13 protein-coding genes are annotated in these 14,468 nt (G+C 38.7%); 5 read left to right on the top strand and 8 right to left on the bottom strand.

What is annotated here, in order from left to right; translation table 11 throughout:
* The first annotated feature begins 7 nt into the window (after positions 1 to 7).
* Genes MKX49_RS27770 through MKX49_RS27755 form a run of 4 tightly spaced genes read left to right on the top strand, consistent with a single transcriptional unit; the run spans position 8 to position 4,158 of the window.
* Positions 8 to 961 (top strand): sugar kinase, encoded by a 954-nt coding sequence (locus MKX49_RS27770; protein ID WP_340878402.1) that lies wholly within the window; start codon positions 8 to 10, stop codon positions 959 to 961.
* Between the two features lie 13 nt (positions 962 to 974).
* Positions 975 to 1,601: a bifunctional 4-hydroxy-2-oxoglutarate aldolase/2-dehydro-3-deoxy-phosphogluconate aldolase gene (locus MKX49_RS27765; protein ID WP_249596695.1), complete on the top strand. Its 627-nt coding sequence runs from the start codon at positions 975 to 977 to the stop codon at positions 1,599 to 1,601.
* 51 nt (positions 1,602 to 1,652) lie between these two features.
* Positions 1,653 to 2,801 carry a galactonate dehydratase gene (gene dgoD / locus MKX49_RS27760; RefSeq protein ID WP_340878401.1) on the top strand — a complete coding sequence of 383 codons (1,149 nt, stop codon included), beginning with the start codon at positions 1,653 to 1,655 and terminating at the stop codon, positions 2,799 to 2,801.
* A 31-nt stretch (positions 2,802 to 2,832) separates the two neighbouring features.
* Positions 2,833 to 4,158, top strand: a complete 1,326-nt coding sequence (locus MKX49_RS27755) for an MFS transporter (protein WP_323599183.1) — start codon at positions 2,833 to 2,835, stop codon at positions 4,156 to 4,158.
* A gap of 547 nt (positions 4,159 to 4,705) precedes the next feature.
* On the opposite strand, the gene MKX49_RS27750 is transcribed toward MKX49_RS27755, so the two are convergent.
* Complete coding sequence (locus MKX49_RS27750; RefSeq protein WP_340878398.1) at positions 4,706 to 5,179, bottom strand: hypothetical protein; 474 nt, start codon at positions 5,177 to 5,179, stop codon at positions 4,706 to 4,708.
* Positions 5,180 to 6,165: 986 nt separating this feature from the next.
* Here MKX49_RS27750 and MKX49_RS27745 point away from each other — a divergent pair.
* A complete protein-coding gene (locus MKX49_RS27745; RefSeq protein WP_323599181.1) occupies positions 6,166 to 7,092 on the top strand; it encodes a cation diffusion facilitator family transporter in 927 nt (308 codons plus the stop codon).
* A gap of 291 nt (positions 7,093 to 7,383) precedes the next feature.
* Here MKX49_RS27745 and MKX49_RS27740 read toward each other — a convergent pair whose 3' ends face one another.
* The 7 genes from MKX49_RS27740 to MKX49_RS27710 form a co-directional block, all read right to left on the bottom strand.
* Entirely contained in the window at positions 7,384 to 8,616 is a 1,233-nt protein-coding gene (locus MKX49_RS27740; protein WP_340878396.1) for an MFS transporter, read from the bottom strand.
* 514 nt (positions 8,617 to 9,130) lie between these two features.
* On the bottom strand, positions 9,131 to 9,280 hold the full coding sequence (locus MKX49_RS27735; protein WP_048680414.1) for a hypothetical protein: 150 nt from the start codon (positions 9,278 to 9,280) through the stop codon (positions 9,131 to 9,133).
* A 929-nt stretch (positions 9,281 to 10,209) separates the two neighbouring features.
* Positions 10,210 to 10,494: a DUF3784 domain-containing protein gene (locus MKX49_RS27730; protein ID WP_048687533.1), complete on the bottom strand. Its 285-nt coding sequence runs from the start codon at positions 10,492 to 10,494 to the stop codon at positions 10,210 to 10,212.
* A 681-nt stretch (positions 10,495 to 11,175) separates the two neighbouring features.
* Positions 11,176 to 11,934 carry a hypothetical protein gene (locus tag MKX49_RS27725; protein ID WP_340878394.1) on the bottom strand — a complete coding sequence of 253 codons (759 nt, stop codon included), beginning with the start codon at positions 11,932 to 11,934 and terminating at the stop codon, positions 11,176 to 11,178.
* Positions 11,928 to 12,728 carry a YndJ family protein gene (locus tag MKX49_RS27720; RefSeq protein ID WP_340878393.1) on the bottom strand — a complete coding sequence of 267 codons (801 nt, stop codon included), beginning with the start codon at positions 12,726 to 12,728 and terminating at the stop codon, positions 11,928 to 11,930. Before MKX49_RS27720 ends, MKX49_RS27725 begins: the two co-directional genes overlap by 7 nt.
* The gene (locus MKX49_RS27715; protein ID WP_340878391.1) at positions 12,697 to 13,308 is read right to left on the bottom strand and encodes a DUF4166 domain-containing protein; all 612 of its coding nucleotides are present in this window, start codon (positions 13,306 to 13,308) and stop codon (positions 12,697 to 12,699) included. Before MKX49_RS27715 ends, MKX49_RS27720 begins: the two co-directional genes overlap by 32 nt.
* Positions 13,308 to 14,222, bottom strand: coding sequence for a DoxX-like family protein (locus MKX49_RS27710; protein WP_340878390.1), 915 nt, complete (start codon positions 14,220 to 14,222; stop codon positions 13,308 to 13,310). Before MKX49_RS27710 ends, MKX49_RS27715 begins: the two co-directional genes overlap by 1 nt.
* Positions 14,223 to 14,468: the final 246 nt, after the last annotated feature.

Raw genomic sequence — 14,468 nt, 5'->3', positions numbered from 1 at the left:
TGTTCATATGGATGTTGTAAGTTTAGGGGAAACGATGATCATATTTTCTGCTGAAGAAACAGGTCAATTACGATACAACCGGAATTTCACTTCGAGAGTTGCCGGTGCTGAAACAAATACACTTATTGGATTAGCGAAACTTGGCTATCAAACGGGATGGATGAGCAGAGTAGGCAAGGATGAGCTTGGAAAACGTATCCTTTCAAAAATACGGGGGGAAGGCGTAGACACTTCTTTTGTAAAAGAAGATGAAAGCGCACCCACGGGTTTGTTTTTAAGAGAAAGAACGACTATCAATAGTTCAAGAGTCTTCTATTACCGAAATCAATCTGCTGCAAGTAAAATGGTCCCTGCAGATATGGAAGAAAGCTATTTAGCCAAAGCAAAGTTCCTATATCTTACTGGAATAACACCTGCACTTAGTGATTCTTGTAAAAACACCGTTTTACATGCAATAGAGCTTGCCAAGAAAAATGGTCAAAAAATCGTATTTGACCCCAATGTACGAAAGACGCTTCTTGATGATAAAACTGGGAGAGAAACGTTATTGGAAATAGCAGCAAAGTCCGATATCATTCTTCCAGGAATCTCGGAAGGATACTACTTATTCAAGTCAACAGATTGTGAAGAGATAGCGAAAGAATGTAAACAATTAGGTGCCGAAATGGCAATAGTGAAACTGGGAGAAAAGGGAGCATACTATTCCACTTCTGATACTTCTGGTTATGTTCAGCCTTATCAAGTCGAAAGGGTAATCGATCCCATTGGAGCTGGCGATGGATTCGCTGCCGGCGTAATATCCGGAATATTGGATGAAATACCCATTCACGAAGCGGTAAAACGTGGTTGTGCGATAGGAGCAATTGTTACATCTGTAGATGGTGATATTGAAGGGCTTCCAGATAAAGAAACACTTGAAGAATATATGAACCAAACCAATAAAGAGGATGTAATCCGTTAAAGGAGTGTTCAGAATGAATACGCTTACTCACATTTTTGAAAATAAAATCATATCCATTGTCCGAGGGGCAAAGCCAGAGGATACATTAAAAATTGCAAAGGCCTTACGGGATGGTGGTGTCAGATTAATTGAGATCACTCTTAACTCTCCTAATGCACTAGAATCTATTGAACTAATTTCTCAAGAGCTTGGCGAGGAAATGGTGGTGGGCGCTGGTACGGTATTAGACCCTGAAACAGCCCGGGCAGCCCTACTCGCAGGTTCAAAATTCATCTTATCTCCAACCGTACATCTAGAAACCATTAAAATGACGAAAAGATATGGTGCAGTTAGTATACCAGGGGCTTTCACCCCTACGGAAATTCTAACAGCATATGAAAATGGAGGAGATATTATCAAGGTTTTCCCGGCAAGTGTCGGTCCCAATTATTTTAAAGATATTCGTGGTCCGTTATCTCATATCCCTCTTTTACCTACAGGGGGAGTTACTTTAGACAATATAACCGAGTTCCAAAAAGCTGGAGTTGTTGGTTTCGGAATTGGCAGCTCGCTTGTCGACGCAAAACAGGAAGTAAATGAAAAGTACTTAACGGCATTGACGCAAAAAGCTAAATCATTTGTTTCTGCTATTCGATCTTAAAATCATAGATGTCTATCAATCACAGCAAAAACTACTAAGGAGAGATTAACAATGAAAATTAAAAGCTATGAATTATTCCAAGTACCACCTCGTTGGTTATTTTTAAAAATTGAAACAGATGAAGGCATTGTTGGCTGGGGAGAACCCGTAATTGAGGGAAAAGCGGCAACTGTAAAAGCTGCAGTTGATGAATTAATGGAAAATCTAATTGGTAAAGATCCACTTGATATTGAAGACCATTGGAATCTCATGTACAGAGCAGGATTCTATCGTGGAGGCCCAATCCTAATGAGTGCGATTTCCGGGATTGATCAAGCTCTTTGGGATATCAAAGGGAAATATTATAACGCCCCGGTCCACCAGCTACTTGGAGGAAAAGCCAGAGATTCTATTAAGGTTTATTCTTGGATTGGCGGAGACCGCCCTTCCGATGTTGGTGAAGCAGCTAAGGAAGTTGTATCTAAGGGATTCACAGCGGTTAAAATGAATGGGACTGAAGAACTCCAATATGTGGACTCTTATGAAAAAATTGATCAGGTGATGGAGCGAATTGCTGCTGTACGTGAATCGGTAGGCCCTCATATTGGAATCGGAATTGACTTTCACGGAAGGGTCCATAAACCAATGGCCAAAATCCTTGTAAAAGAGCTGGAAGCATACAGACCGATGTTCATTGAAGAACCTGTATTACCAGAGAATAATGAAGCTTTGCGGGATATTGTGAATCATACTGCGATTCCGATTGCAACAGGTGAAAGAATGTACTCTAAGTGGGATTTTAAAAAGCTGCTTACAGATGGATATGCTGATATTATTCAGCCTGACTTATCGCACGCTGGGGGAATAACAGAATGTAAGAAAATCATCTCGATGGCTGAGGCTTTTGATGTGGCAGCTGCTCCTCATTGTCCATTAGGACCGATTGCTTTGGCAGCCTGTCTACAAGTGGATGCTACTTGCCATAACGCATTTATCCAAGAACAAAGCCTAGGCATTCATTATAACCAAGGTAGTGATTTGCTGGATTACATAGTTGATAATCAAGTGTTCAAATACGAGGAAGGCTATGTGAAAATTCCAGATGGGGCAGGACTGGGAATTGAGATAAATGAGGACCATGTGAGAAAAATGACGGAGATTGGTCATAATTGGAGAAACCCTGTTTGGAGACACAAGGACGGTAGTATCGCGGAGTGGTAAAAGAAAATCCCAAATGAAAAAGGTGAGTACAGTGAATAAGAAAATGACAAAAGTTCGTTACGGAATTGTAATGATGCTATTTTTCACCGTAATTATTAACTACATGGATCGAAGCAATATTTCCATAGCAGCACCTTTTATTTCAAAAGAACTAGGATTGGATTCCGTAAGTATGGGGTTAATCTTTTCTGCGTTCGGCTGGACTTATTGTGCTTTGCAGATTCCAGGCGGGTGGATTTTAGAAAAACTAGGGAACCGCAGAACTCACGCATACGGAATTGCGGGATTTTCCATCGCAACGCTTCTACAGGGATTTGCAAGCGGGTTTTCAGGGTTTTTCTTGTTACGGGTCGGACTTGGGGCGTTCGAAGCTCCAGCCTTCCCGACCAACAGTAAGGTTGCGGCAAGCTGGTTTCCAGAAAATGAACGAGCAAGAGCCATCTCCATCTACACATCTGGTCAATTTGTAGGCCTGGCTTTTTTAACTCCAACATTAGTGTTTCTCCAGCAGTCCGTAGGCTGGCGTGGGCTTTTTATTATAACAGGGATCATAGGGGTGGCTTGGTCCATTTTATGGTATGTTTTATATAGAGATCCACAGCATAGTAAGAGCATAAGCAAGGCTGAAATGGATTATATCAAAAAAGGTGGAGCAATCATTGAATCTTCTTCTCGAAAAGATGATTCACCTGTCAGAAAAATAGGTAAAAAAGATTTCTTGGCTGTTCTGACGAGCAGAAAACTATGGGGAATATATATAGGACAGTTTGCAGTAGCCTCCACACTATGGTTTTTCTTAACATGGTTCCCTACTTACCTTGTTGAATACAGGGGCTTAACATTCATTAAGTCTGGTCTTCTGGCTTCCTTACCATTCTTAGCGGCATTTGTCGGAGTTTTACTAGCAGGCTTCCTATCTGATTTCCTTGTTAAAAAAGGAGTATCTGCAGATATTGCAAGGAAAGTTCCTGTAATATCAGGATTATTGCTTTCCACTTCAATCATTGGAGCGAATTTCGTTGACAATACTAATCTAGTTATTTTATTCATGTGTATCGCCTTTTTTGGAAACGGTTTCGCTTCAATCACCTGGGTGTTTGTTTCATTGCTTGCCCCAAAAAGGCTGATTGGGATTGCTGGAGGTACCTTCAACTTCATTGGTGGTACAGCATCAATTATTATACCGATTGTGATTGGCTTCCTGGCAAAGGGCGGTGATTTTGCTCCTGCACTTACCTTTATTGCTTGTATAACCTTTGCTGGAGCCATGTCCTACATTTTCTTGGTTGGTAAAATCGAAAGGGTTCAGGATTATGCGGATTTTGATTTAACGAATGATAACAAGTTATCGAGCTAATGATGAATGCGTAGAATACTACAAAAAACAAAGCAGTGCACCCGAAAATTGGGATCACTGCTTTGTTTTTTGTCATTCAAAGGAGCAGGAAAGAAAACTTCTTATACCCTAGAGGCTCGGGTGCCTGTCAATTGATAAGGCTAAATAATATAGAAGCTAAATGCAGTAATTTTTGCTAAGGCTGGCTTTTTGCAAAAATCCGATAGTGAGTATTATGTAAATCGAATCCCCAATTCAATTTTTCCCCATTTTCACAACCGTTATCCCACAGTATTAATGAAAAAAACAGCTCAATTGGTAACACCAATGCGTTAACTTCATAAATATTAAACTCTTCGTTATGCTCGATAAGGAATCCTCTTTTGCAACTTGTATATAAGTTTTTTAAAAAACTCCATAGATATCAATTTTACTCAATAAGCGCTTCTAATTTTGTCGATATCCGCTCAGAATTTGTAGTTATTTCTCGGGAAATTGTTGAAATTTGAATGTGACATATCGTTTGTCAGGTAGATGCTCATTTCACACGTAGCTGCAAGTTTATTGGTTAATAATCTAGCTCTCTTTTAATTGAATGAGAACATGGGTTAATGGGAGTTGAGAAGGTTAAGAACTTATACTCAAAAACAAGAGTCAACCTTACTAGAGTTCCTCCAGAACAGGGATTGACCGGCACTTTTTTTGTCTCATATCGTTGTACGATATAACTTGCAAATGAATTTTTTTCATATGTATCGGGTATCGCTATCTGTGTTTCACTGGATCCTTCTAATCTTTCTTTTTGTTGATATACAAGGTCTTTAGCTGTATCGTCTAGGGGTTTGTCCGTATCGCGTAGCGCTATAAGCGCTCCGATGTCAGATTGAACAAAGATACGTCGATCTTCATCCTTCAAAAACTCATATCCATTCCGCTCCAAGATTTGACCATACTTTCGAACAGTTTGAGTTGCAATCCCCACTTCTTCTGCCACTTCCTTGGAAGAGAAAGCTCGTTCATTCAGTTGTATATCACGTCGCATATCGGGCCTCTTTTGTATAACTCGTTGTATCTGTAGTAGTCTGACCTGAAATTTTGTGTCTAGATGAGTATAGCCTATCCTTAAGTTGTTAGGGATAGCGATAAGATTTCCTTTTCCATTCTTCTGTTTCCCATATAGAATTAGATCATCTATTCGCTTACCTTCCTTTTCTTTCATAGCCCCTATCTACAAGATAACGACATATCAACTTTGGCTTAACCATATACGCGATTGGCTAATACCAGCTTGATGTTACCTATTATGGTCTGCTATGTCCAAATATCCCATTTAATTGTGGCTTCGTTACCATTTTCATACACATTTTCTGTTTATCATCGAGTCAAATGTTTTTCGCCCCTTTGCACCAGCACTGCTAATTTGAACAGTTAGTAACATGAAGCTTTTTACTAAAGAATCAAGGACACACGCGCCTACTTAGTTTTAGTTAAATGTATTTTAATTTCATTGCCAACTTCAAGATTGCAATCTTGACGATCCTTAACTGGGGCTCGAGTAAAATCCAACTCCATTCATGATACCTTAACTCCTTTTTTTATTAATTCGTCTTTTAATTTCATAGGCTCAGCTAATTCAATGCTCCAAGGCACTTTTTGCATACCATGTACCTTTTAGTCAACCCACTCTTCCACTCTATGTCCATTTATGTAATAATTTGTGTATGCCAAATTGACAATCACTGTTAAATCAATGGTTGCACATCGTTTATCATATTTAAAGTAGTTTTAAGTTATCTCTGTTCGAGGCAAATTAGACTAATCGATTTTTATAAACCAAAAACCAGTCAAGAGCACGACAGTTTTAGGGTGTATAAACTCTGAACCTTAAGACAAAAATGATACTTGAAAGGTTGGGAGATTATTATGATGTTAAAGAGCAGATAATGGCGATGTTTTCACTTAAAGTAGGCGTCCAGTAGAGGAAACGCTACTACGGCTATTCTGGCTGCAATCCTAGGGGGAAAAAAATTGAATACCGAACAAAGAATACTTCGAGTCTCCATTGGCGTTACCATCTTCGTTGCTTGCTTTGGGATCATTTTCGGCCTGCTATCAGGTTCGTTCTCTATCACCTTTGATGGGTTCTATTCTCTGACCGATGCAATCATGAGTGTCTTGGCGCTCATTGTCTCAAAGTTGATTACCTCGTCCACTGCACCGAATAAGCAGAATGGTAAATTGAGTGAACGCTTCACAATGGGATTTTGGCACTTGGAGCCAATCGTCCTTGGTCTCAACGGTGTCATGCTCATGGGAGCGGCCGTTTACGCGTTGATTAATGCAATTGGTAGTCTTCTGACGGGCGGTCGCAATCTCGAATTCGGTTTCGCCATCGTCTATGCCGTTGTGACGATGATCGCATGCTGTTTTATGGCGATTTTCGAAACACGCTTAAACAAGACACTTAGCTCGGATTTTGTTGCCCTTGACGCTAAGGCCTGGATGATGACCGGTGGCATCACCGCTGCGCTCTTGATCGCTTTTTGCATCGGATACGCTTTTGAAGGAACGAATTTGGAATGGCTTACACCCTATATTGATCCTGCAGTACTTGTGCTGATCTGTTTGGTAATTATTCCGCTGCCGATTTCAACGGTAAAGCGGGCCTTGGCGGATGTCCTGCTGATCACCCCTCAATCACTCAAGCAGCATGTGGACGAGGTCGCACAGGACTTTGTGAAGCGCTACGGCTTCGTTTCTTACCGAGCTTACGTCGCAAAGGTTGGCCGGGGAAAGCAAATTGAACTATACTTTATTGTGCCTGGCGGGTGGCCGGCAAAATGCCTTGAAGAGTGGGACGCAATCCGTGATGAAATCGGTAATGCCATCGGCGAGGAAAGTACTGATCGATGGTTAACAATTGTGTTCACGACCGATGTTGAATGGGCGGACTAAAAACAGGGTAGTGAGCAGGCTTGACCAGGCCAGATCGCAGCGGCGGCCTGGTCAAGCCTGGCGATATGCTCGTACGGCGGCAGTATGTTTGTTTAAAGAGCCACGGACCTCATGGGCATTAGGGGTAGCCACCAGCAAAAATCAAGTCCATACCTCTTTAAAAACCCAGCTATCTTCACATGAGTAGAATAGCTGGGTTTCTTTATTATATACGTCCAAGCACTAAGCTATTTCGTGCAGCTTCTACTACTTCGGTGGTAATCGATCTAAGGTGATTGATTTCGAGGATACTTAAAATGCTTTTGAGCTTTTATCTTTCCTCGTTAATAAATCATTCTTTGTCAGTAAGGTATTCAATTTTTCTGAACTTAGGAGCATTGCTGCAACAAAAACAGCAATACAAAATGGAAAGATTCCTATTGTTGAATGAGATGCAATGAAGCCAAGAAGAGGTGGTATGAAAGTACTGCCTGTATAAGCAACAGCCATTTGATACCCCATAATTGTCTGGGAATGCTTCTTCCCAAAACGTGTTGGAGTTTCATGCAACATACACGGAAATATCGGTGCTAATCCTAGTCCAACCATAATAAAACCTACAAGCGAAAAAGTGGAAGGCAATGGTAGGAATAGAAGTGTGGCACCAGCTAAAGCTATTATTTGCCCCACCCGAATGAGAGTACGGTTACTCATTTTAAAGGTAATGAAGCCTGTAATAAATCTACCCATTGTTATCCCTGCGTAATATAAGGAAACCCATTGTGCAGCAACCGCTACGGGTAACTCTTTGACATTTACCAGAAAGCTACTTCCCCAAAGACCCACTGTTGATTCAACCCCACAATAAAACAAGAAGGAGATCAGAGCCAGTTTAACTCCTTTAATCTGTAGAGGTTTTACATGTTTAGCATCTTCATTATAAAATACACCTTTTGAATCTTCCTGCTCTTCATTTAATTTTATATTGCTGTTTTTTTTCACTCTATTCCATAAGGGTAAAGTGAAGAGAAGGATTATAGTTAACGTGAACTGAATTCCAGAGATTGCAAGATATCCATTTCTCCAAGAATGTTGTTCTGAGATAAACTGAGCCATAATGATAGGACCAAAAGTAGCCCCGACTCCCCAAAAACAATGTAACCAACTCATATGGTGTGCCTTATACTGTGTAGCAACATAATCGTTTAATCCTGCATCAACAGATCCTGCACCTAATCCAAGTGGTATGGCACATACAATTAACCAAACAAGCGATGGAGCAAAATGAAATCCCAACAAAGCACCAGCAGTCAGTAAGCAACTGACAAATGTAACATTGCCGGTTCCAAACCGTTTAAGTACCATTCCGCTAGCTAAACTGGAAATAATTGTACCACCAGCTATCGTCATAAAAAGTAATCCAGCAGTCTCAAGCGGGGCTCCATAGTCCGATTGCATCACAGGCCACGCTACCCCCAACAATGAATCAGGTAAGCCTAAGCTAATAAAAGCCAAATAAATGATGACTAAAAGGAATGTTGTCATATTCAAACCTCGCCTTTAATTATTTGGTACTCAATTGCACTTTCCAATTTATTTTACTTGCTTGTTCCATTCATCATGAGATCAGGTCCAAGACTTTGTACTCCATATAAACAATCCACTCATTGAAGATGTTCTGACGGGAGCTACCTATAGTAATTTTGTCTAATATTCCTTTAACAACTTCATTGTTACAAAAAATGATGGAATGGGGTTAATGATAGCTACAAACAAGGCTACACCTGCTAATTACATCAAGCTCATAATGCTCATATTGCCTCCTTTCGGTTTCATTATATTTCTAGAAAATTTGAATAGAAAGCTTTTTATTCAAATTTTGAAAGAAAGGAAATCGATAAGTAAATAAATATGAATATTAAGCGTAAAATTGAAATGACAAGTTTTTTGTCACCGAATCTGAAATTTATGGGAATAATAAACTCTATCATCAATTGAAAAAAGAACTTCGAATAAAAAAACATAGGGAGATTTTAGTCTTCCTATGTTTTCATTCATATTATTTATCTGTTTGTTTTTGCTTCTTTTTCAAATACTCTGCACGTATTTTTTCAAGTTGCTGCTTTTTATCAAATTTGGCAGGCTTCTGTTTTTCATGAAACTTTGTCACAGCTACCTTACCTTTGGTATCCAATTGATATTTTCCCACTTTGTTCACCACTTTTCTTGTCTTTAAAGAGATCTATTCAACAAATATAATATACCTTATTTTACTGAAGTATACCTTATTACTTTATTAGTGTACTGCTAACATTGCATATATCAGTAAAAAAATTAAAAACTTAGTAATATAATTAATCGCCAAATGGTATTCATTTCAATGCTATAATCAAAATAAAATCCCTTGCCACTCTGCATAAGCCTCAATAATTCTATTTCTTGTTTGTTCGTCTCTCTTCTAAAGGTCCAATTGTTCGGTAAATAAGATTTACAATATTAAAACAATCTAAGTCTACTCCATCTTTTAAATGGTTCTTAATGCTAATAACCATTACGTTCTCGATGATTTCAAATTTAGGTTTCTAAGGGGAAATATTGTTTTTTTTTGCAAAGTCTTTTTACTACTTAGTTAAAAAAAAAATCTACATTCCCAATATTTTTCTTCAAAAAACACCACCCCTTGTTATTAACTTTTCTACTTATATCTATCTAAATCTAAATATTACCATATTCAACTAAACTGCCTCGATGGTTCCATAAGAAAAAGCTGCCTTAAAGACAGCTCGAATCTTCACCTAAAGCACCTCATACGCAGACATTTAAAATTAATCATTTGGATTTATTATGGCTAAAACCCTGATGATTTTCCCAACGATCATTTATTTTTATATTTTGTTTTGCGATTAACAAGTTAAATTGCACGTAATAGGCCTTTAATGTTTGTGGAGAATAAACCTTGGATTTGCTTATCTGCCTTATATAAACCCCATACATCAGTTAAGATTATACCTGTTTCTCTCCAATCTATACCATATTAATAGGCAGTATAGACAATAAAAAATACCCCCTGCTAGTTAAAGAAGAAAAAGCTGCCTTAAAGACAGCTCCGATCTTTAGCTAACGCACCCGTTCGTTGCATTAATCGAGTAATCTTCTATTGATAAATACGTACGTAATTGTTAATAAAACCAACATAGCAATTATAAGAACCGTTCCTTCATAAGGATAGTCAATGAAACTATTGATAACTGCTAACAATCCAAAAGGAAGAAAAAAAAACCCACCTGTTACTGTACCTAACAAAGACTTATTTTTAATCATTTTTTCATTAAATCCAGCTAACAACCAGGTTTGTTTTTTCACAGCTACTAAGTAAGACACAAGTAAAAGAGCTATACCAATAACCAATAATCCGTAATCCACCTTTACACCTCCCAAGGACAACTTTGTTTCTTATTATTTTTTATACGAATAATAAAGGAAAAAGTTTCCTTTAGTTCAACTATCCTGCCCCTTTAGCTCCATAACAAAAAGAGCTGCCCAAGCAACTCCCTTATTGAAGTAAAGCACCCATTAGTTCGATTCACTTATTTCTAGTATATTCCGGAGTATCACAGAGTGGACGTTCCTCATATTGCTTTTCCTTTGCTAGAATAAAGTAAATCCCAAGAATAAAAGTAATTATTAAAATGACACAAATTACCCAATACATCAAAGGATATTGATATAGTACTGTTGCTGTTGTAACTCCTGAATTCATATCTGTTGTTGTTATTTTATTCTCAACAGGATCATAAAGCATGTCCACAATTAAGTATGTAAAGAAGAAAGAGTAAGAAATATTCCTATCGCACGTTTCATCATTTTCACCTCCTAAAACCGTTAAACTGTATACAGTTTAACGTAAAAACAAAATCCTTCTTCAACTAGCCTGCCCTGTTAGTTCATTAAAAAAAGCGATCCTTTTTAAAGAATCGCGCCCTTTAATGGAATAAGTCGTATCAATGATTGTATAAATAATTAGAAAAACTATTATCCTCCAATTCATCTTATTGAATTTTCCCTCTTTAAATCCCTCCAAATAAGCATTAATACCCTACACCATCATTTTTGATTAATGGTGTAATCAATATGTAAGAAAGGAATGCCAAAGATTCGCATTTTATGATGTGCTGTGAGTATTCCTGCAATTGTTTCATTAATTAAAAAGTGCTCGGATAATGGAAGCTTGAAAAGCACTTTGCCAGCTGCTAAATAAATACCAGAGTCACTTTCTCCCTCGCTCGAAAGAATAAGAGAGCCATCGATAGCGTCAAGCTGTAAAATACCAATCATTGACGAATAAGGAAGAGGAAGTGCTATATTCATATACGTCCTGGCCTCCGTTTTATGCTGAGAATAAATGGCCACAAATACTGTATTCTCCTTCACCTGGCGAATCCATGCGCGTGGATTTTCCCTCCCATCTAGCGTTTGATCAACAGCACGTATTTTATATGTCATTTCAGTACGTTTACTTGAGATGGGCAGGTTCAATTGCTGTAGTTTTGTACTTATCAATTTATAGCACACCGCAAACGGTTTAAACCAAGTTGCCCATTTTACAGAAGCAAATAACCGATACTGATCGGTGTTCTCATAAAAATGGACGATTGTTTTTGGTAAAGTTTTGGTATCAACAAAATCACTTAGTTCATCCACTAGTCCTGGGTGTTGCTTGCCTGCTCCTTTTAACGCACCTCGAATTCGGCTCACTGGGAAATTCCAGACATCCTGCTTCGTTTCAGGAGGCACAAGCACCCAACCGAGTACGCCTAACATGCCAAAAATTAAACAGTTAAATAAGCCATGAAATTTTAGCATAAAATCAATACTAACAAACCAAAGTCCAAACGAATATTTGTCGCATAAAGCACTGAAAATAAGATTGTGATGCCTAGTGCACTGAATGAAAGCCGTATCAATATCGTCTGCAAGTTGGAAAGGAAGCGTGTTCGGTATGCAAGTACGATTAAGGTGTAAATGGCAAATATGTAAAGCAACACAGAGATGAATTCCAGTAACGGCGAAAATGAAATGCCAATGGCGACGAGCATGGGACCTGCTAATATAATTGGCACAATTAATCGATACCATGTTGAATCGTGTAAGCGTCCAAAAAAACCAAGAGATATGGACAATAAAAAGGCAGAGTAATGAAAATGAATAGCTGTTAACCATGTGATTAGTGGACTAAACCCTGTATCAATTCCCGCAATATAAGCAAAGAACCATAGTCCGCCTACAAATAAATACATCATCCCGATATCAATCGATATTTCTGCCCAATTTGTAAAACCACGCTGAAAAAACCGCTTTAGCCCATAACACGCCACAAAAAAGGTTAAAATCATATAAATGAAAGCGAGTACCATCTGTCCTGTACTTGATGGGACAACTTGCAATAATAAGATGGAGAGCATAGCAATCCAATTGAAAATAATATGTTTCACCTTTGTTTCTAATAGTAGCTGGAGCATAAGTGGCACGAAAATCAACTGTGCAGCTGTCAGCATTAACAAATAGGGTTCAGATGTCAAAATGCTGCTTACTATGAAAAAGAACACACCTGCAATGGTGATTGAACTAAACAGTCTGCTCCTTAAATTCGCCTTCATAAGCCATCAACCTTCCTACGATTCGGTTTCGTATATCGACTTGAATCGTAAATACTTCTCGGGTATCATCGTACCCTTCCTCAACGTTCACAACTCCTTCCAATAACCGAAGAATTGGAAACTCTAGGTTACCTATAACGATACGTTGAGGACCAGAGCGAATGTGAATGCGCCCTTCAGGTGTCACCGCAAATTTTAAATCCGAATAAAATAAGCTCGGCTCCCCTAAATAATCCTTCACAACTCTACGCTTTGCATCAACCGTCATAAACGCATTAAAATGCCGAGTAATCTCTTCAAAATAAAAAGTACGCTCCCAATATATTTCTGCCTCACCAGTCGGCAATGATCTACAGGTATTTTTGATCGAAAACGGTACATCCTTCCCGTTTTCGGGAAAAAGAAATTTCCAGCGTGTTGCTAATTTTAAAAAGGGTTTTAGCCAGAAAGCCCCCGTTTCAATCTTTGACATCGTTCCGCCCCCATTAAACGGTTTATCAATTGGTAGGGCATAACGCTCTTGTAGCTTAGGATGAAGTCTTTGAAAATCCTCACCTAAGAGGTCTTGGTAGATTGTCATTATGATTCACCCTTTCTCGTACGCTTGCAACTTGTTGCCGATGGCAAATCAGTTGCGAGTAAGAAGCTAATAATGGAAAGAACCCACAGACTAGCATTAAATGTAATAGGGTTAAACGGGTGTAATGAGAATGAAGGACTGGCGATCAAGGCACTAATGGTCAATACCGGAAAAGCAATCATCTGCAGAACAAGTAAATGTCTTTTCTTACGATAAAGAAGCCAAACCACTGCAAATAAAATCTCGAGAACGCCTATTATCCCTACACCCTTTATAGCAGCAGTCCCCTCCAAGGAAGTTAAACTAGATAGCATCGATACTTCCTCAGGATGTTTGGCAATCATCTTCGGTATTAGCCCATGATAAAGCCAAACAAAGAAAAAGAGCATTGTTACTATAGCGTTAATAATGAAACGTACATACTGTGATCGTGGCGATTCCCCCTTTTCAATCCAGCGTTTTAGCACATCAAAGCTTAGAGCTGTTGCCCACCCCATGATTGGCCGAAAAAAGAGGTCTAAAAACCGTCCAAATAAACCATAACGTACATCATAGTCATATTGGGTGAGAAATGTGGTTCCGTTATCTTTCGGTATATATTGCCAATATCCTTTTCCTTCACAAATTGGCGAAATTTTTTGATCGGTACCAAAGTGAAGAGAAGATGTTTTTGGACCATCCTTCTTATTATGCGTACCGATACTTTTACCCCAGCCAGCGACTTTTACACCACATCCCAATTTCGTTTCATATAAGAAAGATTGCGGATCATCTTCTGATTTTTTCGGTAAATAGGTAATAGAAGAAAAACGCAAATCCCATTGTTCATGTAGTTCAGGCTTTTGAGTCATACGCCATACCTCGTCTATAGTTGCCTGAATTGGAATTTCCACATAGATTGGTTTGTTTTTCATAAATGTCACCTCCATTAATAAAGTAACATAAGTTTCAATACATAATGTTAGAATTTATGAAATCGCTGTAAGAGTGATAGAGTTTGAAAGACAATCTAATAACTTATTTTATTGCTCATTATCTGGCCCATTTGCTGAACAGAGGTCAAACAGCACTCTTCAACTATCCTGCCCCTTTAATTCCATAAGAAACTCCTATGGCGGCGCTCCTCGCCGCCACCATCTACTACGAAAATCTAAACTCAA

It is taken from the genome of Peribacillus sp. FSL M8-0224 (assembly GCF_038003055.1).
Taxonomy (GTDB): domain Bacteria; phylum Bacillota; class Bacilli; order Bacillales; family DSM-1321; genus Peribacillus; species Peribacillus frigoritolerans.
Note: the sequence above shows the minus strand (reverse complement) of the source record. Positions and strands in the feature narration are given on the sequence as shown.

Bases quoted from the DNA above. Each gene is read 5' to 3' on its own strand.
- MKX49_RS27720 (WP_340878393.1), bottom strand. From the start codon at position 12,728: ATGAAGGCGAATTTAAGGAGCAGACTGTTTAGTTCAATCACCATTGCA.
- MKX49_RS27750 (WP_340878398.1), bottom strand. From the start codon at position 5,179: ATGCGACGTGATATACAACTGAATGAACGAGCTTTCTCTTCCAAGGAA.
- MKX49_RS27725 (WP_340878394.1), bottom strand. From the start codon at position 11,934: ATGCTAAAATTTCATGGCTTATTTAACTGTTTAATTTTTGGCATGTTA.
- MKX49_RS27770 (WP_340878402.1), top strand. From the start codon at position 8: ATGGATGTTGTAAGTTTAGGGGAAACGATGATCATATTTTCTGCTGAA.
- MKX49_RS27715 (WP_340878391.1), bottom strand. From the start codon at position 13,308: ATGACAATCTACCAAGACCTCTTAGGTGAGGATTTTCAAAGACTTCAT.
- MKX49_RS27710 (WP_340878390.1), bottom strand. From the start codon at position 14,222: ATGAAAAACAAACCAATCTATGTGGAAATTCCAATTCAGGCAACTATA.
- MKX49_RS27765 (WP_249596695.1), top strand. From the start codon at position 975: ATGAATACGCTTACTCACATTTTTGAAAATAAAATCATATCCATTGTC.
- dgoD (WP_340878401.1), top strand. From the start codon at position 1,653: ATGAAAATTAAAAGCTATGAATTATTCCAAGTACCACCTCGTTGGTTA.
- MKX49_RS27740 (WP_340878396.1), bottom strand. From the start codon at position 8,616: ATGACAACATTCCTTTTAGTCATCATTTATTTGGCTTTTATTAGCTTA.